The sequence below is a fragment of the Pontibacter saemangeumensis genome (genome assembly GCF_039541895.1).
GTDB lineage: Bacteria > Bacteroidota > Bacteroidia > Cytophagales > Hymenobacteraceae > Pontibacter > Pontibacter saemangeumensis.
Genome location: NZ_BAABHC010000039.1, coordinates 188,407 through 212,057, shown reverse-complemented (window position 1 = coordinate 212,057; position 23,651 = coordinate 188,407). Strand labels below are relative to the sequence as shown.

17 protein-coding genes and 1 pseudogene are annotated in these 23,651 nt (G+C 53.5%); 11 read left to right on the top strand and 7 right to left on the bottom strand.

The window, feature by feature from the left end:
- The first annotated feature begins 1 nt into the window (after position 1).
- The 6 genes from ABD920_RS23315 to ABD920_RS23290 all read left to right on the top strand — a co-directional run bounded on the left by ABD920_RS23315 (position 2) and on the right by ABD920_RS23290 (position 9,753).
- Positions 2-1,477, top strand: coding sequence for a SusD/RagB family nutrient-binding outer membrane lipoprotein (locus ABD920_RS23315; protein ID WP_345162928.1), 1,476 nt, complete (start codon positions 2-4; stop codon positions 1,475-1,477).
- 23 nt (positions 1,478-1,500) lie between these two features.
- The gene (locus ABD920_RS23310; protein WP_345162925.1) at positions 1,501-2,205 is read left to right on the top strand and encodes an immunoglobulin-like domain-containing protein; all 705 of its coding nucleotides are present in this window, start codon (positions 1,501-1,503) and stop codon (positions 2,203-2,205) included.
- A 29-nt stretch (positions 2,206-2,234) separates the two neighbouring features.
- Positions 2,235-2,747, top strand: a complete 513-nt coding sequence (locus tag ABD920_RS23305; RefSeq protein WP_345162922.1) for a lipid-binding protein — start codon at positions 2,235-2,237, stop codon at positions 2,745-2,747.
- A 1,492-nt stretch (positions 2,748-4,239) separates the two neighbouring features.
- Entirely contained in the window at positions 4,240-7,401 is a 3,162-nt protein-coding gene (locus ABD920_RS23300) for a SusC/RagA family TonB-linked outer membrane protein (RefSeq protein WP_345162920.1), read from the top strand.
- Positions 7,402-7,420: 19 nt separating this feature from the next.
- Positions 7,421-8,890 (top strand): RagB/SusD family nutrient uptake outer membrane protein, encoded by a 1,470-nt coding sequence (locus ABD920_RS23295; protein WP_345162917.1) that lies wholly within the window; start codon positions 7,421-7,423, stop codon positions 8,888-8,890.
- A 254-nt stretch (positions 8,891-9,144) separates the two neighbouring features.
- Positions 9,145-9,753: a ribonuclease HII gene (locus ABD920_RS23290; RefSeq protein WP_345162914.1), complete on the top strand. Its 609-nt coding sequence runs from the start codon at positions 9,145-9,147 to the stop codon at positions 9,751-9,753.
- Between the two features lie 16 nt (positions 9,754-9,769).
- Here the strand turns inward: ABD920_RS23290 and ABD920_RS23285 are convergent, their stop codons facing one another.
- Positions 9,770-10,207, bottom strand: a complete 438-nt coding sequence (locus ABD920_RS23285; protein ID WP_345162911.1) for a response regulator — start codon at positions 10,205-10,207, stop codon at positions 9,770-9,772.
- Between the two features lie 43 nt (positions 10,208-10,250).
- The gene (locus ABD920_RS23280; RefSeq protein ID WP_345162908.1) at positions 10,251-11,732 is read right to left on the bottom strand and encodes a sensor histidine kinase; all 1,482 of its coding nucleotides are present in this window, start codon (positions 11,730-11,732) and stop codon (positions 10,251-10,253) included.
- Between the two features lie 370 nt (positions 11,733-12,102).
- Between ABD920_RS23280 and gcvT the strand changes: the two genes are divergently transcribed.
- Complete coding sequence (gcvT, locus tag ABD920_RS23275; protein WP_345162905.1) at positions 12,103-13,191, top strand: glycine cleavage system aminomethyltransferase GcvT; 1,089 nt, start codon at positions 12,103-12,105, stop codon at positions 13,189-13,191.
- Between the two features lie 89 nt (positions 13,192-13,280).
- A complete protein-coding gene (locus tag ABD920_RS23270) occupies positions 13,281-14,003 on the top strand; it encodes a 2-phosphosulfolactate phosphatase (protein ID WP_345162902.1) in 723 nt (240 codons plus the stop codon).
- Between the two features lie 68 nt (positions 14,004-14,071).
- Here ABD920_RS23270 and ABD920_RS23265 read toward each other — a convergent pair whose 3' ends face one another.
- From ABD920_RS23265 to ABD920_RS23250, 4 genes are all read right to left on the bottom strand, one after another.
- Entirely contained in the window at positions 14,072-14,401 is a 330-nt protein-coding gene (locus tag ABD920_RS23265; RefSeq protein ID WP_345162899.1) for a nucleotide pyrophosphohydrolase, read from the bottom strand.
- Between the two features lie 15 nt (positions 14,402-14,416).
- Positions 14,417-15,280 (bottom strand): hypothetical protein, encoded by an 864-nt coding sequence (locus ABD920_RS23260; RefSeq protein ID WP_345162896.1) that lies wholly within the window; start codon positions 15,278-15,280, stop codon positions 14,417-14,419.
- Between the two features lie 154 nt (positions 15,281-15,434).
- Positions 15,435-15,887, bottom strand: a complete 453-nt coding sequence (gene dtd / locus ABD920_RS23255) for a D-aminoacyl-tRNA deacylase (RefSeq protein ID WP_345162894.1) — start codon at positions 15,885-15,887, stop codon at positions 15,435-15,437.
- 384 nt (positions 15,888-16,271) lie between these two features.
- Positions 16,272-16,928, bottom strand: coding sequence for a hypothetical protein (locus tag ABD920_RS23250; RefSeq protein WP_345162891.1), 657 nt, complete (start codon positions 16,926-16,928; stop codon positions 16,272-16,274).
- 144 nt (positions 16,929-17,072) lie between these two features.
- Here ABD920_RS23250 and ABD920_RS23245 point away from each other — a divergent pair, with 144 nt between their 5' ends.
- The gene (locus tag ABD920_RS23245) at positions 17,073-17,966 is read left to right on the top strand and encodes an ATP-grasp domain-containing protein (RefSeq protein WP_345162888.1); all 894 of its coding nucleotides are present in this window, start codon (positions 17,073-17,075) and stop codon (positions 17,964-17,966) included.
- Here ABD920_RS23245 and ABD920_RS23240 read toward each other — a convergent pair whose 3' ends face one another.
- On the bottom strand, positions 17,967-18,851 hold the full coding sequence (locus ABD920_RS23240) for a universal stress protein (protein WP_345162884.1): 885 nt from the start codon (positions 18,849-18,851) through the stop codon (positions 17,967-17,969).
- 184 nt (positions 18,852-19,035) lie between these two features.
- Here ABD920_RS23240 and ABD920_RS23235 point away from each other — a divergent pair, with 184 nt between their 5' ends.
- The gene (locus ABD920_RS23235; protein WP_345162882.1) at positions 19,036-21,759 is read left to right on the top strand and encodes a hypothetical protein; all 2,724 of its coding nucleotides are present in this window, start codon (positions 19,036-19,038) and stop codon (positions 21,757-21,759) included.
- A 326-nt stretch (positions 21,760-22,085) separates the two neighbouring features.
- A pseudogene (locus ABD920_RS25020) lies at positions 22,086-22,847 on the top strand (NHL repeat-containing protein); the annotation flags it as partial.
- Positions 22,848-23,651: the final 804 nt, after the last annotated feature.

The window sequence follows — 23,651 nt, the reverse complement described above, 5'->3', positions numbered from 1 at the left end:
CATGAAGATCAGCTATAAATATATACTGGCGCTGTTGTTTGCCTCTTCGGTAGGCGTAACCGGCTGCGAAGACTTTCTGGACGTGAACGATGACCCCAACAACCCGCCTACCTCTACGCCAGCGCTGACGCTGCCGGCAGGTTTCGGGGAACTGGCCTACGTGCTGGGCAACCAGTTTCAGTTCCTGGGTAACTTTTTCGCGCAGCACTGGACACAGGCCGGCGCCGCAAACCAATACTGCGACCTGGAACTGTATCAGCTTACATCGGCGGATTATGATGACAGGGTTTGGGGAGAATTATATGCGGGGGCGTTGAACGACTTCCGGTATGTAGCGGAGCAGGCGGACGAGGCTGGAAACTCAAACACTGCCGCAGTGGCTGAGATAATGGAAGCCTACACGCTGCAGGTCATCACAGACGCCTGGGGCGATGTGCCGTTCACTTCTTCCCTGGAGGGGCTCGATAACCTGAACCCGGAGTACCAGAGCCAGCAGGAGATATATGATGGCCTGATCACACGGCTGAACGAGGCCATCGCCAAAATCGACGCCTCCGCCGTCGGCCCCGGAGGCGAGGACATCGTGTACAGCGGCAACATGGACTTGTGGCGCCGCTTTGCCAACACACTGAAGTTGCGCATATACCTTCGGCAGGCATATGTGCGCCCGGATGTGGCGCAGGCGGGTGTCCAGCAGCTATATGCCGAGGGCGCGGAGTTTCTGGGAATGGGCGAAACGGCCGCCGTCGCTTTTGCCGACCAGACACAGAACCGCAACCCTTTTTACCAAACGCAGGTGGTGTTCAGAGGCGGCGTGGACGTGGTAGCAAGCAACTCCGCGCTAACTTACCTGCTGGAGACCGACGACCCGCGCATCGACGAGTTCTATGCGCCGGCGCAGACCGGCGCAAACGCTGGCAACTTCATCGGGGTTGACCAAGGGGTGGAATGTACGCCCGCCAGGTCCGGTGATCAGGCCAACACAGTGTCGAAGCCGGGGCCGGCGGTCGCCAGCCCAACCACGGCTGTGCCCTTTATCACGGCAGCCGAGAGCTACTTCCTGCAGGCGGAGGCAGCGGCAAGGGGCTGGACGAACGGCATAGGCGACGCACGTGAGCTGTATGCACAAGGCATCGCCGCTTCCTTCGACTACCTTGGCGAGGATGTGGCTGAAGTTCCGGCACTGTTGACACAGGATACCGTGGCCTATCCTGTGGGCGTACCCGTGGAGAGGCAGGTAGACCAGATCATCACCCAGAAATGGCTGTCATTTAACGGGGTGCAGGGCTTCGAGGCCTGGACCGAATACAGGAGAACCGGCTACCCAAGCTTCATCGAGCCATCTGAAGCCTCCACTTTAGGGGCCAGCCTGATCCCCAAACGCATCCTGTACCCAAACACCGAATCCATCCGGAACGAGAGTTACCCTGGCCTGAAGGAGATAGACGTGCCGGTGTGGTGGGATGTGAAGGACTAATGTTAAACTTATTCTTTAGAGAGATGAAAAACATACATCGATTCAATATAACATCCCTGGTGCTGGTGGTTGCGCTCACGCTGCTCAGCTGCGAGAAAGACGACGAAACCGCCAACATATCGCAGGTTACCACCTATCCTGATTTTGTGCTGGAGGGAGAAGACCTGATCGTGATTGTGCAGGGTGAAAATTTCACGGACCCGGGTGTAAGGGCGCTGGAAGGGGAAACCGAAATACCGGTAAGCACATCGGTTGTAGGCAGCCCCTATATAGACCCTGCCCATACCGATCCCTCCGAAGTAGGTTACACCAACGCCTTTGATCCCAACGTGCCCGGCATATATACCTTTAACTACTCCGCGACAAACTCCGATGGGTTCTCCGGCACCGCCTCCCGAACAGTGATTGTGCTTGATGCAGCCCCTGACCCCACAGTGGACCTCTCCGGCAATTACACGAGCGGAAGCTCTCCCGCGTCTGAAGTCACAAAGGTAGCGGATGGCGTATTTTATGCCACCAATTTCTGGGGCGGAGGAAGTTCAGTCGTGCTGGATGGCTATATCCTTACCTCAGACGGTGTAAACTTAAACATCCCGCAGCAGGAGAGCCTGGTGCCGATATATGGCTACGGGACGCGCACGGCAGACGGTGACCTAGACTTAAGAATGACGAGGCCGACTTTCTCACCTCCTCTGATAGATATTGTAAAACTTTGGGAGAAGCAGTAATCAGGTATTGGAACATTAAAGACATACATATGAAGCGTACATACTTTTATATACTGGTCATGCTGCCTCTGTTCGTTTTGTTGGGCGCCTGCGATGACGATGATGACATTGACATCGAATATACCGCCACCTACCCCATTTCAGGCGACTGGACCGTGACCTACAGCCTGGATAACGGGGCCGGTGGGTTTGAGCCGCTCGTAGAGCACGCGGAACTCCTGATCTACAACACCGCGGCCAACCAGCCGAACGAGGTATGGGTGGATGACCACGGCAACTTCTGGGACTTTAAGGTGAAAACCCCGGCAAATGTGCAGAACCTCACGTTTGGAGGCGAAGCGCTCGAGAACGTCTCTTACGACTCGCAGGTTACCATCACGGATGGGCAGGTGTTCCTGAACGGGGCGGAGGAAAACGGCCTGCTGCGCGACAGCATCTACTTCCGGGTTACTTTCAGCGACGACACAGATGTGAACGGCGACCCGGATCCGTACGGAACCGTTTACCATGTGTACGGCCACAGGAGCACAGGCTTTGAATAAGTGGTTCTGAAGAACTTGTACAGGAGGCAGGCAGCACCCGCAGTTTTCCAGGAATCTGCCGTTGCTTGCTTCCTCTATAGGCAGCATGCAAAGCCAGATTCTTAATGTGCACCGCATATGCTCCCGATGAGTTGACTTCCAGCAGGCGGGTAGCGGGAGCAGGAAGCAGGCACCCTGCTTCAGTACGCTGAGAAGCGCGGATCAACTGTGCCAGCCGCTTTTTCAGTTTGGCGGGTTATATATAACATTCTTACTCTAAGGATGATTTCATGCGTCACGGACTGCGAGCGGCTCCGCTTAGCGACTGGCGGGTGCTTCCTTTCAGTACCACAGAGCGGCCGGTTTTCTGGTAGCCTGTCTACCTACGTCTTCTTGTCTCTACTCCAGTGGTCGCTATTCAAAATGAGATATAACTGCTGCGTTTTTCTGAAGAAGAAAACGCGCACGAGCAAATCGTTTTAAAAAAGAGGCCTGATGAATCTTGAGAGTATCTCAGACTGATGCCTACATTAATTTGACCCAAGTTCGATACACTTACCACATAGAAACATGGCCCTCCCCTCCGTTGACAAGGAGCCCCCGGAGGAGAATTTACTCGGAAACGGAATTTCTATTCCCCTCTTGGGAGGGGCGGGGGTGGGTGTTCAGTCAGCATATTAATATAGCTTACCTTGAGTTAATTTAAATTTTAGCACAAAATAGCTGTGCAAAGACAATCGGACCACCCCTATCACGGGGAGCAGGGGTGGCTGTACAGATAGGCAGAACCCTTTTGATCCTGGTATAACAAATGATTCCTGAGACAGCGATAGCTTTGTTACAATGGCTTTGCAACAGGGATGCTAAGTATGCCTATTCGATCTAACGACTGCGAAACCATAAAGTGAGGCATCACGGCGGCTGCTTAACAAGGCGTGCATGTGAATATTCGCTTACAAATCATGGTTATAAATGGTGCAATTTTTTATGGAAGCCCCAAGTAGCTATATATTTAGCTTACGATATTTATGAATTGTATTGTTTTTAGTGTGAGTGCTTACTTAAATTATATAAATAATCCTTTTATTTCGCTGAATTGGCAATTAAAGTAAATTGTTATAACATTAATAATTGTTCTATATTAGTAATAAAATAATTTTTTGTGGACCTATTGTTTTTCAATTTGCTAGTATATAATATTGGGAAATGATTAGAGTCTAAAAAAAGGGGAGATAAAAGTACTATCGTGCTACACATTCATCCCTGATTCTGATCCCATTCCTTATTTTGGCTCATGTGTCTGTTGTAGAGCGCATTGCACTGAAATAACCTCAGAAAATTCCATATCGGCGTACGTTTCTGACTTTCCAGTTTGTAAAAACCGGAAGCGGAGGAATACTGCATTTAAGGCACGTGAACATGCGCCGATGGGAAAGCTATGCCCATTGAGAAACACAATAATTTAATGTCAAATTTCTATTCACTTTTTATTCACCTTAACTACAAACAACCAATGCGAAAATTTTTACTCATCAGTTTTGTGATGGTGCTTACGCTGCTGCAGCAGGCGTACGCGCAGAGCAGAACGGTCTCTGGTACGGTTACCGACCAGGGCACATCACAAGGGCTACCCGGCGTAGCGGTGATTGTGAAAGGCACGACTGTGGGCACTACTACAGGGGCAGACGGCACTTACACGATCAATGTTCCGGTCAGCGGCGCCACGCTTGTATTTCGGTATATAGGCTACGAGACCGTAGAGCGCGAAACGGGCAATGCAGGTTCTGTAAGTGTGGCGCTTGCTGTGGACGACAAGCTGCTGCAGGAGGTGATCGTGGTGGGCTACGGCACCCAGACGAAACAGGAGTTTACCGGTTCTGCGGCCTCTGTTTCAGGAGACAAGCTGAAAGACATGCCGGTGCAGAGCTTTGACCAGGCGCTGAATGGCAGAGCTGCCGGCGTAAACATTGTGCAGCCCAACGGCGTGCTGAACAACCCTCCTGTTATCCGCGTTCGCGGCACGAACTCTATCTCCCTGAGCTCTTCACCGCTGGTGGTGGTAGACGGTATTCCGATCAACACGGGGGATAACTCCCTGACTTCCGCGGCAAGCAACGCGCTTGGCGACATCAACCCAGCCGACATTGAGTCGATCGATATCCTGAAGGACGCTGCCTCCACGGCTATATATGGCTCAAGGGCTGCCGGCGGTGTGCTGCTTATCACTACGAAGAGAGGCAAGACGGGCAAACCGAGGGTAAACTACGAGGCGTGGGCGGGTGTGACCAACGCTACCAGGCTTCCAGACCTGCTCAACGCCGAAGAGTATATGATGATCAAGAACGAGGCTGTCCTGAACCAGAAAATACTGAGCGGCAAACAGGATGATGAAAAAGTGCTGCCGGCGCTGTTCTTCCCGTCCTACAACGCAGACGGGTCTTTGGTAGACACAGACTGGTACAACGAGGTGTACAGAAAAGCCTACTCCCAGAACCACAGCTTGAGTATTTCAGGAGGAACAGAGTCTACCACTTACTTTTTCTCTGCAAACCTTACCGATCAGGATGGTTTTATAAAGCAAAACAACTTTAAGAGAAAAGCTGTTCGTTTCAACATAGATCACAAGCTGACGGACTGGCTGCGTTTAACGGGTGCCGCCAATTATGTGAACTCCTTCAGCTCGGCTCCTAACACAGGTTCTATCCCCGGCACTTCCTTCGCCACCAGCGGTTTGGGCCGACTGGCCATTGTAACGGCCCCTAACGTGGCAGCGCGAAACGAGGATGGCACGTACAACATCCGCCCCGACAACACCATGGGCAGAGGCGCTAACCTGACACAGTCCGGTTTCACTAACCCGCTTCCCTTGCTTGACCTGAGCTCTTTCACATCAGAGACAGACCGCCTCTTCGGAAGCTTCGGCGCGGAGGTGCATTTGGCCAAAGGAGTTGATTTCAAAACCAGCTACTCATTAGACAGAACGAGCATTGAGGGGGTGTCTTTCCAGAACCCGCTGCACGGCGACGGTTTCTCTAACAAGGGCAACGCCACGAACACGTTCCAGCGCCTGGATAACTGGAACTGGATCAACACCTTGTCTTTGCAGCGTACGATAGGCGAGAACCACAACCTATCGCTGTTGCTGGGTACTGATGTACAGGCGTTTGAGAACAGCGGCTGGGGCGCCAACCGGTTTGGTGTTGCGGATAACTTCTTCAACGAGTACCAGGGTAACTTCACAAACATAGCCCCATCCGGGAACTACATGAGAGAGCGGGCCTTTGTCTCTGGCTTCACGCGCCTCAACTACGATTTCGCCAAGCGCTATTTCCTGACCGTGAACTTCCGCCGCGATGGTAACTCAGCACTTTCTGAGGACAACAAGTGGGGTAACTTCGGCGGGGTATCTGGTGGCTGGGCCCTTTCGGAGGAGAGTTTTTACAAGAACTCTGGCCTGACTGAAATAGCAAATAGCGTAAAACTGAGAGGAAGCTGGGGTAGAGTGGGTAACGGTAACTTAACGAACGCCTACGGCTCCATGTTCCTGTATGCTTCTGGCTTATATGCAGATGTGCCAACTTTAGTGTTTGACCAGGCCGGCAACTCGGAGTTAGGATGGGAGACAAGCGAGCAGACCAACCTGGGGATGGACCTGGGCTTGCTGAACGACCGCATCCAGTTTGAGTTCACTTACTTCAAAAACAATGTGAACAACCTGATCCTGGAGGCGCCGCAGGCTCCTTCAAAGGGTATCCCGGACAACAGGATCTTGAAGAACGTGGGCTCTATGTACAACCGTGGCTGGGAGTTTGGCATTAATGCCACTCCGATCATGAAAGGTAACTTCTCCTGGAGCACCAACCTGAACTTCACCGCCATCAAAAACGAAGTGACGGCACTTTCGGATGGTAACGCGGATATCTTCGGCTTTACAGGCGGTCTGGAAATGACAAACGTGACGCGTGTCGGCTATGCTGTGGGCAGCATCTATGGGGTAGAGACTGCCGGTATAAACCCGGATAACGGTCAGCGTATCTTCATCAACAAGGATGGCAAGCAGGTGCAGTACAACCATGCCGCTGCTACTGCCCAGCGCTGGACGTACCTCGACGGAACCACTGCCGCCCCTATCACTTCTGCCGGCGACGGTAAGATCCTGGGCAACGCCCTGCCCAAGTGGTACGGCGGTTTCCAGAACACCTTCAAGTACGGCAACGTGGACCTAGGCCTGAACTTCACCTACTCCGGCGGCAACTATATATACAACGGCACAAAGGCAGGCTTGAGAGACCAGCGCTTCTGGAACAATCACACGGATGTTTTGGAGAGATGGACTCCTGAGGAAAAAAGCACAGCTTTCCCGCGTGTAGTATTCGGAGATAACGTCTCGAACGGCTCTGCCTTCGTGATTTCTGAGAACGTTGAAAAAGCGGATTTCCTGAAGCTCCAGACAGCAACGTTGGGCTATAAAATCCCAACTGCCCTCGTTAGCAAGGCTGGAATCAGCTCCCTGAGACTTTATACAAGCGTATTCAACGCCTTCGTGCTGACAGATTACACAGGTGCCGACCCGGAGATTTCAACAAATGGCAACTCTAACACCACGCCAGGTGTGGAGCGTAACTCTGTGCCGCAAGGCAGGACATTTACGGTGGGTATCAACGTTGGTTTCTAACATTACAAATCAGATCAAAATGAAGAATATAAATATACAAGCACGCAAGCACTTCCTGCTCAGGATGACGTTTCTTGCCTTGCCTTTCACCTTTGCAGCGTGCGATACGGATGAGTTGCTGAACCCGGTTCCGGAAACCTCCATCTCAGACAAAAACGCTTTTGATACCCCTGAGAGAATTCAGGGGCAGGTAAACGGTCTCTACGACGCCATGAAGAGCGGCCAGTTTTATGGCGGCAGGCTCCTGATGTACAACGAGATCAGGGGGGAAGAATACATCAACCGCCTGACCAATGGCGTAACCGGTCTCCAGACCTGGCAGCAAAACGTGCAGTCAGGCACAAACGAGGTGCAGAACCTATGGGGGGCAGCCTACGCAGCCATCAACAGGATCAACGTGTTTCTGCAGGGGCTCGAGGACAACAAAGCCAAGATTGACCCAGCGCTTTATGCGCAGTACCAGGCTGAGGCCAAGTTCCTGAGAGCGCTTGCTTACCATAGCCTTGTAACACTTTACGCAAAGCCCTACAGTGCAGACAATGGAAATTCTCCAGGTGTGCCGCTGCGCTTGCAGGCTGAAACCTCAACTGCAAACAATGACCTGGCTCGTAGCTCGGTGGCACAAGTTTACACTCAGATTCTAAAGGATTTGGACGAGGCAGAGAGCGCCCTTCCGGAAAGCTATGCCACCCCAGCGCTTAATACGACAAGGGCACATAAGAACACCGCCATTGCCTTAAAGACGCGTGTTTACCTGCACATGGGTAACTATGGAAAAGTGATAGAAGAGGCGCAGAAGATCGTAACTGATGTGGCCCCTTTCACAGCGCCATCCGGTGTGGCGCATGCTTTACAGGCAGACGTGGCGGTTCCTTTTACTGATTATACGACAACAGAGTCGGTTTTCTCCATGCCGATGTCTGACCTGGATGCGCCGGGCACGCAGAACCAGCTGGGGTATTACTTTAATGCAGCCCCTGTTGGTAATGGAGAATATTTCCTGAGTACGGAAGGTATCCTGAATGATGCGGCATGGCCTGCTACAGATGCCAGGAAAACGAAGCTTGTTGTTACAGCAGGTGGCAATGCCTACCTGGCAAAGTTTGTGAAGCCAGCCCCTTTCACGGATTATGTACCTGTGATAAGATACGCGGAAGTGTTACTGAATTATGCCGAGGCTGCCGCAAGAACCGGCAACTTAGATAAAGCTGTTGCGCTTCTTTCCGCTGTTCGGGGCAGGTCAGACGCCTCGTATGCGTTCCCGGCAGAGGCCGTTGCCACACAAGATGCTTTAGTAAACACGATTCTGACGGAAAGGCGCATTGAGCTGTTAGGCGAAGGCTTCCGATCGCTGGACATCACCAGAACGCTGCAGACATTCCCTGAAAAAACGGGTAGCGGGATCAGCGCACCGGCGGTCGCTCCAACGTCCACAGATTACGTGTGGCCGATGCCGAACTCAGAGTTGGCCACTAACAAAGCCCTTTAACCTGCTTTCCTGCCAGCGTATCTATAATACATTTTAATGCGCTGGCAGGAAATAAATTATTGCTTAAAACCCGCCGGCGTTTGACCGGCGGGTTTTTCTTTATATACTTGTGGCACACTGCGATGGAAACACACATACAAATTAGGTTGTATGCCCCACAGTGATAAGAAGAGCCTTACGCCAAAGAGTATTTAGTTTATATCATTAATTAAGGTGAGGTGCAGTTTACTCTTCCCTGGCCCTAATGTATCATTATGCTACTTTCCAACCACAGCGGATATGCACTGGAGGCGGGCGTAGACGAAGTGGGCCGGGGCTGCCTGGCAGGGCCTGTGGTGGCCGCGGCTGTCATCCTGCCCATCGGGTACAGGCACTCCCTTCTCAACGACTCCAAGGTGCTGAGCAAAAAACAGCGGGAACTGCTGCAACTGGATATTGTAAAGGACGCCGTGGCATGGGCTATAGGAGAGGCCTCGCCCGCTGAAATAGACGAAGTCAACATTCTTAACGCTACCTATATGGCCATGCACCGGGCACTGGAGAAACTGGGCCAGGAGCCGGAGTACCTGCTGGTGGACGGCAACCGGTTCAAGCCTTACAGGCAGGTACCCTATAGCTGCATGGTGAAGGGCGACGGCAGGTACCTTTCTATTGCGGCGGCCTCGGTGCTGGCCAAAACCTACCGCGACGACCTGATGCGCCGCTTGGCGGAAACCTATACCCGGTATGGGTGGGAGCAAAACGCCGGATACCCTACCCGGCTGCACCGCGAGGGCATCGCCCGCTATGGGGCCACGGAACACCACCGGCAGTCTTTTACGCTGCTGCCTACGCTGCCAGAGGCACTACAGAAAGGTATATGATATCAGCCGGAGGCCCTTACTTCAGCCTGATCAGGTCAAGGAAAAGGCTGAAACTGTCGAGGGAGGAGTGGCTTTTCTCAAAGCTGTCGAAGGTGAGCGGCTTTACGATGTAGCCTGTCACGTTGAGGCGCTGCGCCGCCAGGCGGTCTGTCTCCTCGTTGGAGGTGGTCATGATGAAAACAGGTATATGGCTGAACTCGGGGTCGCGGCGCACCTCTGCCAGAAACTCCAGCCCGTTCATTTTGGGCATGTTGATGTCCAGCAGAATAACGCTGGGCGCGGGCGATATTTTGGCGGCGCCTTCGCTTCCGCGCAGCATATTCAGGGCCTCTCGGCCGTTACGGGCAACGTGCACCGGATGCGTGAGGTTAATCTTGCTTAGCTCCCGCTCTACATTCATAATATCCAGGTAGTCATCTTCTACTAAAAGGATATTTACAGCTTGCTCAGTCATTCGTTTTTGGTGCTTCTGGTACAATTAACGCAAAATTATAAAATTATCTCACTTCAACCGCCTCTTTTGGCCAGGTGAAGGTGAAAGTTGCCCCCTGTCCGGGCTCTGACGACACCCAGATGGTGCCGCCCTGCCACTCCACGATTTTCTTCACGATGGTAAGGCCCACGCCGGTGCTTTCCACCGCATCCCGCTCCTGCAGGGTCTGGAATATCACGAAAATCCGCTCGTGATAGGCCGGGTCAATGCCGGGGCCGTCGTCCGAAACGGAGAAAACATGGAACTCATCCGTCTCGCGATACCGGACTTTGATCAGGCCCGATGCTTTGTCATGGTACTTGATGGCATTGCTGATCAGGTTGCTGAAGACCTGCTGTAACTGTATACGGATCGTGTGCAGTACTGGCAGGTCTTCCTGCACGTCTATTTTAAACCCGTCCGGCGGCGAGAGCATGTCTGTTATCTCGCTCAGCAGGATATTCACGTCTACCTCCTCTTCTATCTGGTTGGTGCGCCCGATGCGGGCCAGGGCCAGGATGCCGTTGATCAGGTTCTCCATGCGGTGCACGCGGATGCGCATCATCAGCAGGTATTCCTGCACTTTTGGCGGCAGCTGCGTGCCCATGTCCTCCTCTACCCAGCGGGAGGCGACTTCTATGCCCCGCAGCGGCGCCTTCAGGTCATGCGACACCACGTAGGCGAACTGGTCGAGCTCCATGTTCTTGCGGTCGAGCTCGCTGAACGTCTCATCAATGGTGGCCGACATGCGGTTCAGGGAGTTCGAGAGCTGGCTGAGTTCGTCGCGCGAGGTATCAATGATCTTTGTCTTATAGTCTCCCCTGGAGATTTCCTCCGCCAGGTTCACCATCTTCATGATGCGCCTGGTGATGAGGCGCGTAATGTAGTAGGCCCAGCTAATGCCCAGGATAACGGATAGCAGGGTCAGGATGGTAGAGACGTTCCGGGTCGTGTTGATGCTGCTCCCCAGCCGCTCCCGCCGCTCCTCCCGCACCTTGTACTCATAGGCGTTAAAGTCGCGGAAGGCAGCCCGGATGGAGTCGATCAGGATTTTCTCGCCAAGCACGAGGCTGTCCAGTTGCGTGCTTGAGTCGAAATCCAGTATATCCAGCGTGTCCGACCGCTTCAGGGCGATAAGCGGCTCGGCATAGCTTTTCTCGAAGTTCTGCTGCAGCCGAATGATGTCATCTATCTTTTCGGTCTGCTCGGGCGAGCTGGTAACAAATTTCCTTGTTTCTGTGAACAGGCTTGGCAGCTGGTCCTTTGCCTGCAGATAAGGTTGCAGAAAAGTCTCGTTGCCGTTCAGGAGGAAACCGCGCAGGCCTGTTTCCATGTCAATGATGTTCCGCTGCAGGGAGGCAGAGTTCCGCACCACGATCTGCGACCGCGATACCCACACTGTGTTTTCGATCACATCCTCAGACAACCGGAAATTGACAATGGCTACTGCCGTGAATAAGAGGGATATAAGTAAAAAACCTGCAAAAAGTTTAACAGAAAGTTTCATCTAAGGCGCTTCTTCTTTGCTAAAACAGCCATGGCGGGGCATGGCTGCAACGGCTAAAGGTACAATTGTTTTCGGAAGTTTGTAAGCGGCCAGCGGCCCGCGCGGCCTATCAGGAACCGGCAGCGGCACCTGAGCAGGGGGTGAGCGGAGCAGGGCAACCCTAAAGGCCAGCTTCCTTATATCTTGTTGCATTTATAATATTCCGGCCAGATGAGAGGTTAAAGGAGGGTGGTTCCCGCTTTTCTGAACGCTTCGCGCAGGTAGCCCCGGTGCTGCCTGCGGGTATGCCGGGCAGGGCAGGAGATTAATTTCGGAAGCGGATGAATTTTGCTTATTTTTGCCGCACAGGCAGCAAGACCTTATTCGAGATATGGAACTGAAGAAAATTGCGTTGAATGACGTGCATGAGGCGCTGGGAGCCAAGATGGTGCCTTTTGCAGGCTATAACATGCCGGTGCGCTACACCTCTGATATAGAAGAACATAATGCCGTGCGCAACGCGGTGGGGGTGTTCGATGTGTCGCATATGGGCGAGTTCATGCTGCGCGGCCCCGGCGCCCTGGACCTGATCCAGCGCATCACCTCGAACGACGCAAGCAAACTGGCAGACGGCAAGGTGCAGTATTCCTGCTTCCCCAACGAGGAAGGCGGCATTGTGGACGACCTGCTGGTGTACCGTTTCAGCGAGGAGGAGTATATGCTGGTGGTGAATGCCTCCAACATTGAGAAGGACTGGGACTGGGTGAACCGGTATAATACGGGCGGGGTGGCGCTGGAGAATATCTCGGATGAAGTGTCGCTGTTTGCGGTGCAGGGGCCGAAAGCCGCCGAGGCGCTGCAGCCGCTCACCTCCATCGACCTGCACGGCATGGTCTACTATACCTTCGAGAAAGGCACCTTTGCCAATGTGGAGGACGTGATCGTCTCGGCTACGGGCTATACAGGCTCCGGCGGTTTTGAGCTGTATGTAAAGAACAAGGATGCCAAGGCTGTTTTCGGCGCCATCATGGAAGCGGGCAAGCCCTACGGCATCAAGCCTATCGGCCTGGGCGCGCGCGACACCCTGCGCCTCGAGATGGGCTTCTGCCTCTACGGCAACGACATCAACGACACCACTTCCCCGCTGGAGGCGGGCCTGGGCTGGATCACGAAGTTCGACAAAGACTTCACCAATGCGGCGAACCTGAAAGCACAGAAGCAAGCCGGGGTACAACGCAAGCTCATCGGGTTCGAGATGCTGGAGAAAGCCATACCCCGCGCCCACTACGACATCGTGAACGCGGCAGGCGAAAAAGTGGGGGAGGTAACCTCCGGCACCATGGCGCCGTCGTTGGGCAAGGGCGTGGGACTGGGGTATGTGAACAGCGACCTGAGCAGGCCCGGCACCGAGATTTATATACGCATCCGCAACAAGAATATGAGAGCACAGGTGGTAAAGCTGCCTTTTTATAAAAAATAGTTAATCGTTTTTCGTTAATCGTTTTTCGTGGTCAATGTCCTGATACGAAAAACGATTAACGAAAAACGGAACACGGTAAACGAACAAAGATGGCAAGTATAGATGTGTGCTACAGCCCGGAGTTGCTGCACTTGTATGATCTGGAGGGAAAGGCAGTGGTGGCCGTTGATATTCTGCGGGCTACCTCTACCATGGTCACAGCCTTTGCGCACGGTGCCACCGATATCTTCCCGGTGATGGAACTGGAGGAGTGCCGCGCCTATGCCGGGCAGGGTTGCCTGACCGCGGCCGAGCGGAACGGCATCAAAGCGGAGGATTTTGACTTAGGCAACTCGCCCTTCAGCTACATGAACGGCGTGGTGCAGGGGCGCTCTGTTGCCATCACCACCACTAACGGCACCCGCGCTATTCGTTTGTCGGAGGCAGCCGAGGAGGTCGTGATCGGGTCGTTTCTGAACCTGCAGAGCGTGGCCGACCACCTGCGGGACTTGCAACTGGACGTGATCGTGGTTTGCGCGGGCTGGAAAGGCAAGTTCAATTTAGAGGATACGCTTTTTGCCGGCGCCCTGGCCGATTGCCTGCAGCAGGATTTCACGTTCGAAAACGACGCGACACTGGCCTCGCTCCACCTGTACCAGGCCGCCAAAGCGGATATGTTCGCTTTCCTGAAGCAATCATCGCACGTGCGGCGCCTCGAGAACCTGAACATCCACGAAGACATCAAATATTGCCTGCAACACAACCTATACGATGTGCTGCCCGTGTGGCGCCACGACAGGCTGGTGGATCTGGCAGGAGTGAAGAAGTTGTAGAGTTGGGGAGTTAGAATGTTAGAAAGTGTAAAATTAAATCCACATTCACAATTAAACTCTCTAACTCTTTAACTTTCTAACTTTTTATTCTGTTTGTGGCGCTGGCTGTCGCGGGAGGTTTTTTTCTCCAGGTTCCGTTGCATGGCTTCCGTCAGGTCGATGCCGGTTTGGTTAGCCAGGCAGATCAGCACGAACAGGACATCGGCCAGTTCATCGCCCAGGTTTTTGCCTTCATCGCTCTTCTTGAAAGACTGCTCCCCGTACCGGCGCGCTATAATGCGGGCCACTTCCCCGACTTCTTCCGTCAGGATGGCCATGTTGGTGAGCTCATTAAAATAGCGTACCCCGTTTTCCTGTATCCACTTATCTACGGTGGCCTGCGCTTCGGCTAATGTCATATAGGCTGTGCTTGGTTATCTGCCAAATTTAACCACAAAATCGACATATGGTACCCCGATAAACAGGACTTCGCTGGCAATGTCGGCGTTGTTCAGGAAGGCAAGGTCGACGGTGATTTTCTCCCCCATAAACCGGATGCCGTAGGAATATATCCCATAGTACCCGTCGACAGGCACAATCCAGTTCTCCGTTACGAGTGCCGATTTGCGGCCTATCCGCCGCATGCCGCTGAGCGTGAAGACAGGTTTCCCGGAAACTTCCTCGTCTACATAGCCGTAGCCCACGCCCAGCGTGGCGTTGTTGTCTTTGTTGCCATACGTGATGATGCCGTAGCCAATGCCCAAACCGGAGAAGTCTTCCATGGCGGCGTTCGCGTAAAGTATGCCCGCGCCGGCGTTCCAGTTTTCGCTGATGGGGAAAGAGTATTTCGGGGTGATGAAAAAGATAGGCTCGCCGGAGAAGGTAGAGATCAGCTCGAAGCCGGCCCCGATGGTAAAGCGGTCTGTGACGCCGTAGTTGAGCGAGTTGATGACTAAATAGGTATTCTGGTAATACACCTCGCCCTTCCGGAGGCTGTAGGCCGAAGGGGAGAAAAGGTAGCGGGTGGCGTTGGGGTTCTCAAACCAGTACTCGCCGTTGCGGAAGTTCCGCTCATCCAGGATGCGGAAGCTTTTCAGCTCGCTCATCGGGATCACGATCTCCCCGGCACTGTTCGTGAGCAACCGGATGCCCGCATCGCTCTGGCCCAGGTACACCCCCTGAATCACGGAGCCGTCTTTGGTTTCCACGACCCAACGCTGCGGCGGCGTTGTCTGTGCCTGCGTGCTGTCCGTTTGCTGCGCCTGCGCAACAGTGGGCGATGCTATATACATGCCCATGCACAGGCACAGGAGTACAACCAAGGAGCAGGAACGCGAACTGAAAATCATAGCCCAAGGGAAACGAAGTGGAACAGACGAGACGGTTGTGAATCCGATAGGTATATATACGAAAAGTTTTATATATATCCTGGATTTATATATAAATTATTTTCTATTCCTTCGCTTTCGAGTCCAGCACAATCGTGACGGGGCCATCGTTCAGCAGCGACACCTTCATATCCGCCCCAAACTCACCGGTTTGCACTTTCTTGCCCGTGGCAGTCTCCAGCAAGGCCACGAACCGCTCATACAACGGAATGGCCACAGCAGGAGGAGCCGCATTGATATAAGACGGCCTGTTGCCTTTTTTGGAGTTGGCATATAGCGTAAACTGGCTGATCACCAGGATATCGCCCTGCACATCCTGCACGCTCAGGTTCATCTTGCCTTCCGCGTCCCCGAAGATGCGGAGCTGGGCTACTTTTGCCGCCGTCCATTTCAGGTCTTCATCGGTATCTTCGGGGCTGAAGCCCGCCAGCACCAGCAGCCCCAACCCGATTTCACCTTTTACTGCTTTCTCAATTTCAACGGAGGCCTGCGTGACCCGCTGTAGAACAATGCGCATATATAGCTTAGAGATAGGTTTCAGGCAAAGGTACCAATTCGCGCGTTTAGAGGCGAAAACAAGGCGGCTTTATATATAACCCAGGTTGCTATATATAAAATTGTTTGGGTTTTGATGGCTGAGAACCTGTCCATTACAAGAGGGGGATATTACTTGCCAGGAAAAGAATTCCCTTTTTGGGAGGGGTTAGGGGTGGGTCTTGTTTCAACAGCGAAACTAAATCGCAACCTGGGTTATATAGAAAGCTTTACTTTTTAATTCAGCAGGAGTAGCAGGATAATTGATAGTAGCCTGAAAGGGAATGCTGCTATATATAAAATTAGCCTGTAAATAAGCCATATAGGGCATGGGCAGTTTATCAGTCGGGTTACCTGATAAGCAGGTTTAATCCACGTAACCTTCGTAGCGGATGCGGCTTACTTTGTTGTTTTTGAGGTGAAAGTGCAGCGAGGCAGGGGCGCCCTCGCGGACAGAGGCCACAATCCGGTCACTGCTTTGCGTGATGACCAGCTCGTCTCCCTGTGTTTTCAGCCTGTTCAGCAGCTCTGCCTCGCCCATGCCCACGCGCAGGTTGTTGCGCAGCGTAATGTCGCTGCTCTGGATGTCGGCTACCTGCAGGAGCAGCTCCCCGGTTTGGCTGGGGGCGTAAAACTCCATCATCGAGTTGCCGAACCGGATAGTGAAAACGGTATCGGTGAGGCTGGGCTTGTGACGGTTTTCGATGGCGTCGGCATCCACGGTAAAGTCAGCGTTGATACGGTCGAAATACGTGCTCAGGTTATTGCCCTGGCTGCGGCTGGCGACGAATGGATTGCTCAGCAGGCTGGCAGCAGCAGCTGCCTCAGCCGGCGCGCGGCGGCGCGTAGAGGCCGTGTCGGGGGCGGCTAGCCGTCGCTCCTCCGGCGCATCACCGCGTTCCTCGCCCCCCAAGTCGGCGCTGCAGGCAGTCGTGAACACGTTCACGAGCAGCAAAAGCAGCATCAGCCGCACAGCAAGGCTGTTCGTGTAGCGGCGGGAGATGCTGAAGCGGAGGAAAAACATGGTAAGGGGGTAAGGGATGTATAGGTAAAAGTAAATGTATATACGTGGTGATGCCGCTCAAAAGTTATAGCTAAAACGCCTCCGCTGGTTGTTTGGCCCCGGCATAAAGTATAATTTCGGGGCAAATATGATACAAAATCTGCAATGCAGCAAATAGCGCTTATAACATATACCAACACCGGAAACTATACCGGTATCTCTGACGAGGAGAACAGCAGACTCTACGATTTGTTATTGGAAAAAGGGCTTTCTGTTTCCTTCCAGATCTGGGACGACCCCGCCGTGGACTGGAGCCGGTTCGAGGTCATTATCCTCAAATCGCCCTGGGACTACTTCGACAAAATAGACGCTTTTTATGCTTGGCTCGACAAGCTGGAGCAGCTGCCGGTGCGGGTGCTGAACCCGGTGAAAACGGTGCGCTGGAACACGGACAAACGCTACCTCCTGGACCTGCAGCAGGAGGGGGTGAACGTGGTGCCCACGGTATGGCTGGAGAAGGGCAGTGAGTTTGATGCCGCGCAGGCGTTCGCGCGACTGGGCGCTGAGAAAATAATCGTGAAGCCAGCCGTGAGCGGTGGGGCAAAAAACACGTTTGCCCTCACGCCAGGCGAGGCAGCAGCTAAGACAGCCTACCTCAACGAGCTGCTGCAACAGGAGAGTTTCCTGGTGCAGCCGTTCCTGGAGGAGATCCAGACAAAAGGAGAATGGTCGTTCCTGTTCTTTAATGGTATATATAGTCATGCGGTGCTAAAGGCAGCCAAGGCCGGCGACTTCCGGGTGCAGCACTTTTTCGGTGGCACCGTGCACACCCCGGAGCCGCCCGCAGGCCTGCTGGCCGCGGCCCAAACCATCGCAGACAGGCACGCCCCCGGCTGCCTCTATGCGCGGGTGGATGGCGTTGAGCTCGCAGGCGAACTGGCGCTCATGGAACTGGAGCTGATCGAGCCGTTCCTGTTTATGGCCATGAGCGACGGGGCTTTCGAGCGCTACTGCGAAGCGCTGCTGGCGCAGCTGCAAATGGCAAATACGGAGAGCTAGCTAAAGGCTTTGGCTGTGGAAGATCAGCAGGGGCACCTCTGCCTCCAGCACCAGTTTCCTGGTCAGGCTGGGGTGCAGAATACTGTCTACGAACGAGCGCTTGTGGTTGGTGACGGCAAGCAGGTCCACCTGCTCTTTCTCCACGAATTCCTCCAGCGTAGCTGCCAGGTCAGTGCTGCCCTCCAGCAGCGTGTACCGGATGTTATCGGCGGTGCGGATGCCCTCCACTTCCGCCTGCAGTTGCCTTAGCTGTTCATGGTCCTTATCCGATGCCGCGCCGGAGGTGATATGGAGGCAGAGTATGTGCGGGTTGAAGGGGGCGAGCAGCTGCTGCAGGTCCGCGATGGCCTGTGCATCGGAACTGTCAAAATCAGTGGCATAGAGCACGCGTGACAGGGTGTTTGCCCGGGCGTGCAGCGGCACCGATAGCACCGGCACTTTTGCCTCCTCTGCCATTTTGGTGGTGATGGTGCCAAAAAGGGAGCGGCTCAGGCTGTCTTCCCCTGCAGTGCCCATCACGATCAGGTCTGCCCCTAAGTGCTGCGCCTCCACCGGAATCACGTCCTCGGGCAGCCCGTTGATGAAGGCCGTTTTCAGGAGCACTTTTGCCGCCGCGGTGCTTTGCAGTTCCTGGCGCAGAGCCTCGAGCTTGTCGCGCTCTTCCACCTCGTTCCGGTGCAGCACGCTGTCCGTTAGCTTTTCGGAGTCTGTGGCCGTGCTGCGTCCTTCCTCCACCGGCTCGTGCCAGGGGCCCGCCAGGTAGTCTCTGAAACAGTGCAGCAGCAGGACTTCAGCCTGTGGCGCGCCGGAGGCGAGGCGCAGGGCGTAACGGCAGGCGTTGGCGGTGCCTTCTTCAAAATCAACCGGGACAAGAATTCTAAACATGCTCGCGTGGGTAAGGGTGGCTCGTCTATATAAATTAGCTTTTATATATACGAGGTGGCGCCTGCCTTTTGTTATGAGCCCAGGCAGTTGGGGCGGTGCCTGCGGGTTGGTCGGGCAGGAATGGAGGCCATGGCCGGCGAAGTTTGGAAAAATCCCTTAGTTTTGTAGTTCCAGAATGCCTGCCATGCCAAAACGCATCGTTTTCTACTTCATCGGATTTGTTATACTTGCCTCGCTGGCTTACTACAGCTTTAACCGCTGGAAAGGGTCCAGGGAGAAGGTAGACCTGTGGACGCTGGTGCCGGAGAGTGCGGTGCTTGTGCTGGAAACCAATAACCATGCGGCCCTGCTCGATCACCTGCGGGAAACCGGGCTCTGGGAGAGCTTCTCGGTGCTGCCCTTTGCGCAGCGCTTTGAGGAGAACCTGGCCTCCCTCGACAGCGTGGCCCCCGGCAACCAGCGCCTCTCGCGCTTCCTCGACGAAAAAGAGATCCTCACCTCCATCCATGTGGTAGGTAAAGCCGACGTGGCCTATGTGTATTATGTGCCGGTGGCCTCGGTGGGGGAGCACCGCTTTCTGCGCACCCTCACCGAGGATATGAGCAAGAGCACGCTTTTCGAGGAAGAGACACGCCGGTACCAGGGCGTGCTCCTCACCGATATCACCAACACCCGGCTTGGCACGCATTTTACGTACTTCACTCACCATAACAATATTATCCTGAGCCCTTCGGGGGTGCTGGTGGAGGAGATTGTGCGGCGTCTGAACCGCGAGGAGCCCATTTCCATCGCCGGTGAGCTCAGGGGCACCACTCACCTGGGTAAGCCGGAGGTGTATGCCAACGTGTTTGTGAATTACAGGATGCTGCCGGACTTCCTGAACCTGTTCCTGAAAGAGGAGGTGATGCCGGAGGTGCGCTACCTGTCTTCCCTTAGCCAGAACGCCCTGCTGGAGCTGAAACTGGAGCGGGACAAAATCTTCCTGAGCGGCTTTTCCTCCCCCGAGATGCTGAAGAACTCCCTGCACCAGGTCATGCAGCCCGAGAAGCCGCAGCCGCTTGGGGTAAAAGCCTACCTGCCGAGCCGCACGGCGCTGCTGCTGCATTTCGGCCTGGACGAGATCGAGCGCCTGGGGATGCCCCGCCAGGAGAACAAGTCTGTCTATGCCGCCACGGTAGACAGTTTGGCGCAGTCGCTAAGCGAAGAGGCGGCCATTGCCTACCTTGAATCCGCCAGCATCAACGCCACCCCGGAAAAAGTGGCCTTTGCCCATGTGGCTGACCCGGCCGCTACGGCAGCGCTGCTCAGCAGCCTGAGCGCGCAGCTGGCCACGGCCCGCAAGCAGCCCCCCGTTACAGAGCAGCACGGTAGTTATACCATCCAGCTGCTGAACGTGCCCGAGCTGCCCAAGCATCTTTTAGGGAAGGTTTTCGAGGGTTTTGAGCAATGCTACGTGGTGCAGGTGGATGATTACCTGCTGATGGCGGCACGGGTGGTCACGCTCCGGTCGCTGCTGGATGATATCGCGGAGGAGAATGTCTGGGGAAAGTCGGTGGTGCAAAAAGCCTTTCTGGAGGAAACGCTGCACGAGGCGAACCTGAGCATCTACCTGAACACCGTTAACGCCTGGTATATACTGAACCGCTATGTGGAGGACGCTGAACGGGAGAACCTGCTGCAGAATGCATCCCTCATCAAGCGGTATAGCCAGTTGAGCCTGCAGTTCTCCAAAGTAGGGCCACAATACTATACCAGCCTCCTGGTACGCAGCCCGGACCGCAGCAACAGCGGCGCAGGGCAGGACGTTTTCGGGGTTGAGCAGACGCTGCCCTTTAACGCCCGCCTCGATACGCGGCCTTTCCCGATACACAATGCCGCAGACCGTAGCCGGGAGGTGGTGGTACAGGATTCCGCAGGCGTGCTGTATAATATTACCGCCAATGCCCAGCGCGGCTGGGTCGACAGCGTGGGTGCCTCCGTCAGGGGGGACATACTGGAGGTGGAGATGGGGCCGGATAAGAAACTCCGCTACCTGTTTGCGACTGCCGGCCGCATCCATGCCATAAACGAGCAGGGGCAGGAACTGGTGAACTTCCCTTTTAACATGGGCGACTCGCTGAGCATCCAGCACCTGGCCGTGTTCGATTACGAGAACGACGGAAACCACCGCCTGCTGATCGATGATATCATGGGCAACCTCTATATGTACGATACACGGGGGGCCGCCCTGCAGGGCTGGCAGCCGCGCCGCATGGACTACCGGCTGGCCACCGCGCCGCAGCACCTGCGGGTGGGGGGGCGCGATGTGATTGTGGTGGTGCTGGAGAACGGCTACATTTATGCCCTCAACCGGCAGGGCGATGCCTATCCCGGTTTCCCGATCAGCCTGAAGTCTCCGGTAACGGGCGGCATAGGCGTGAACCTTGGCGCCGATCTGCGGCGCACAACCCTGACGGCCGTGACACGGTATGGCAGTGTGGTGACGTTTAACCTGCAGGGCAAAGTGCTGAGCAGGGAGCAGCTGCACAGGCCCAGCAAGCGCGCCATGTTCGATCTGGTGCCGGAAAGCAGCAACGGCAGATCATCCGTCATCGTGCGGCAGGAGCAGGGGAAGGTCACGCTTTTCGACCAGGACCTGAATGAGCTGTTTGAGAAGCGCTACGTGACATCGGCGCCTAAGATCGTGCAGTACTTCCACTTCGGCGGCGCGAACAGGATATACGCTATCACTGAAACCGGCCCGCAGAAAACGTATCTCTACGACAGCGAAGGCAACCTCATCGGCAATCGCGTGCTGGAGAGCAGCCAGCCGGTCACCATCTATTACAATGAGGCCTCCAACAACTACACCCTTTACAAAGTCTTCCGCAACGAGCTAAAGCAGATCGACTTCAGGCTGCCGGACTGAGGAGGAGAGAGAAGAGGATAGGCACAGCACTACCAGGTTTTCATCAAACAGCCTCAGCGGCATCTCCCGCTGAGGCTTCTTTATTTATAGCTACCTCCTTTATAACAGCAAGAACAACCGGTAGCAGCGCCTAAAATTCCTAATCTCAATCAGCAAAAGCCCGGCCTACTCCGGCGACTGAAACGACAGCGAACCGGCTTTGCCTCAACTCATGATAAAGTGATGAATTCGGAAATATCAGAACGGTTATATAAAACGGATTATATATATTTACCCGTTTTAATATTGATACACAGTCCACTACCGCCTTCTGTCAGAACAAGCTTATGAGAGCCGCATTATTTGTACTCCTGTCCTTTCTTCCGCTGTACTCTTCCTTTGCCCAAAGCCCTGCCTACCAGGAGAAGATGATTATTGGCAGCACTCCTAACTTTGATTTTGGAGGCATGGCAATTGACAGGGAGGACAATATCTATTTGATAGATAAGACAAGAATACTGAAGATGAAAAATGGCGAGGTTATATCTGAATTCACCATAAACAAGGAGGAATATGCAAACTCCTACATTTCTGACGGCGCGCCTGGCGATATCGCCATAGACGATCAAGGTAATATTTACCTGCTCAATCGGGTAAAAAAGCGCATTGAAAAACATGACCCGGCCGGCAGGCTCCTGAAGGTATTCGGAAATGCTGGGACAGGACCTGATGAATATACTTTTACTCATTCTATACTTTTTGACAAAGATTCTAATCTCTGCATATTCGACAGTTCAACAAGAAGGCTTTTTGTATACAACACAGATGGTGAGTTCCTTAAATCAATAACCCTTGCTGATGCTGCCCCAGAACACCAGACTTCAGATATAGTATTAGCTTTCGATGGCCATACTAATATTTATGTTGCTGAAACCAAGTTGAATAAATCTAACAATTCCTATATTTCTTTACTGACGGTTTTAAATCATTATGGTGAAATAATACAGCGCTTCAGCGAGCAAGCTACTACAGAGGGCAGCCTTATTAGGCCAAAACATCTGGAGATAGACAAAAATGGGGATATCTATATATCTAACTTTACCCCGACCATAAATGTGTACTCACCCGTTGGTGTATTCAAAAAAAGAATTTCTCTTGATTCAGAGCTTGACATTCTTTACTGGAGAAGCGATTATGACATTGCTTTTGACAACCAAAACAACCTGTATCTCGGCAGTTACAGCAAATACGGAAGCGCTGTTAGCAAGTATGATTCCAATCACCATTTTATAGAGCAGTGGGGAAGTCTGAGAAGGCCAAATCAGGTGGTTTATGATAAAGATAATAATCTTTACATGTTAGATCATTTTACAAATGAAATAATAAAACTTAATACTGAAGGTGAGGAAATTTTGGCGTTTGGAGGGAAGGGAGCTGGCATTGTTAATCCATTAACACTTGCCGTAGATACTCAGGGGCACATATATGTGCTTGACATAGTGAAGAAAAGAACACATGTAAAGAAATTCAATCCCTCCGGAAATTTAATTACATCTTTCACTAACATAGCAGGATATTACGGAACAAGCTACGGCGGGTATACCTCGGCAGGCCTCTCTGTGGACCTGAAAGGAGACTTTTATGTAACCAGCCACAATACCAATACTTTCAGCAAATATAACTCCCAAGGAATTCTACTCTACACATTCGGCATTGCAGGAAAAGGTGCAGGACAACTATGGAAACCCTTAGATGTAAGTGTAGATGCTGGTGGCAATGTATATATAATTGATATCAATGGCCACCGCATTCAAAAATTCACATCCACCGGGAAATTCATGCAGCAATATGGCTCGTTTAGAACAGACGAATATGATTATGCAGGACGAGCCAGTATCACGTCAGATGCATTC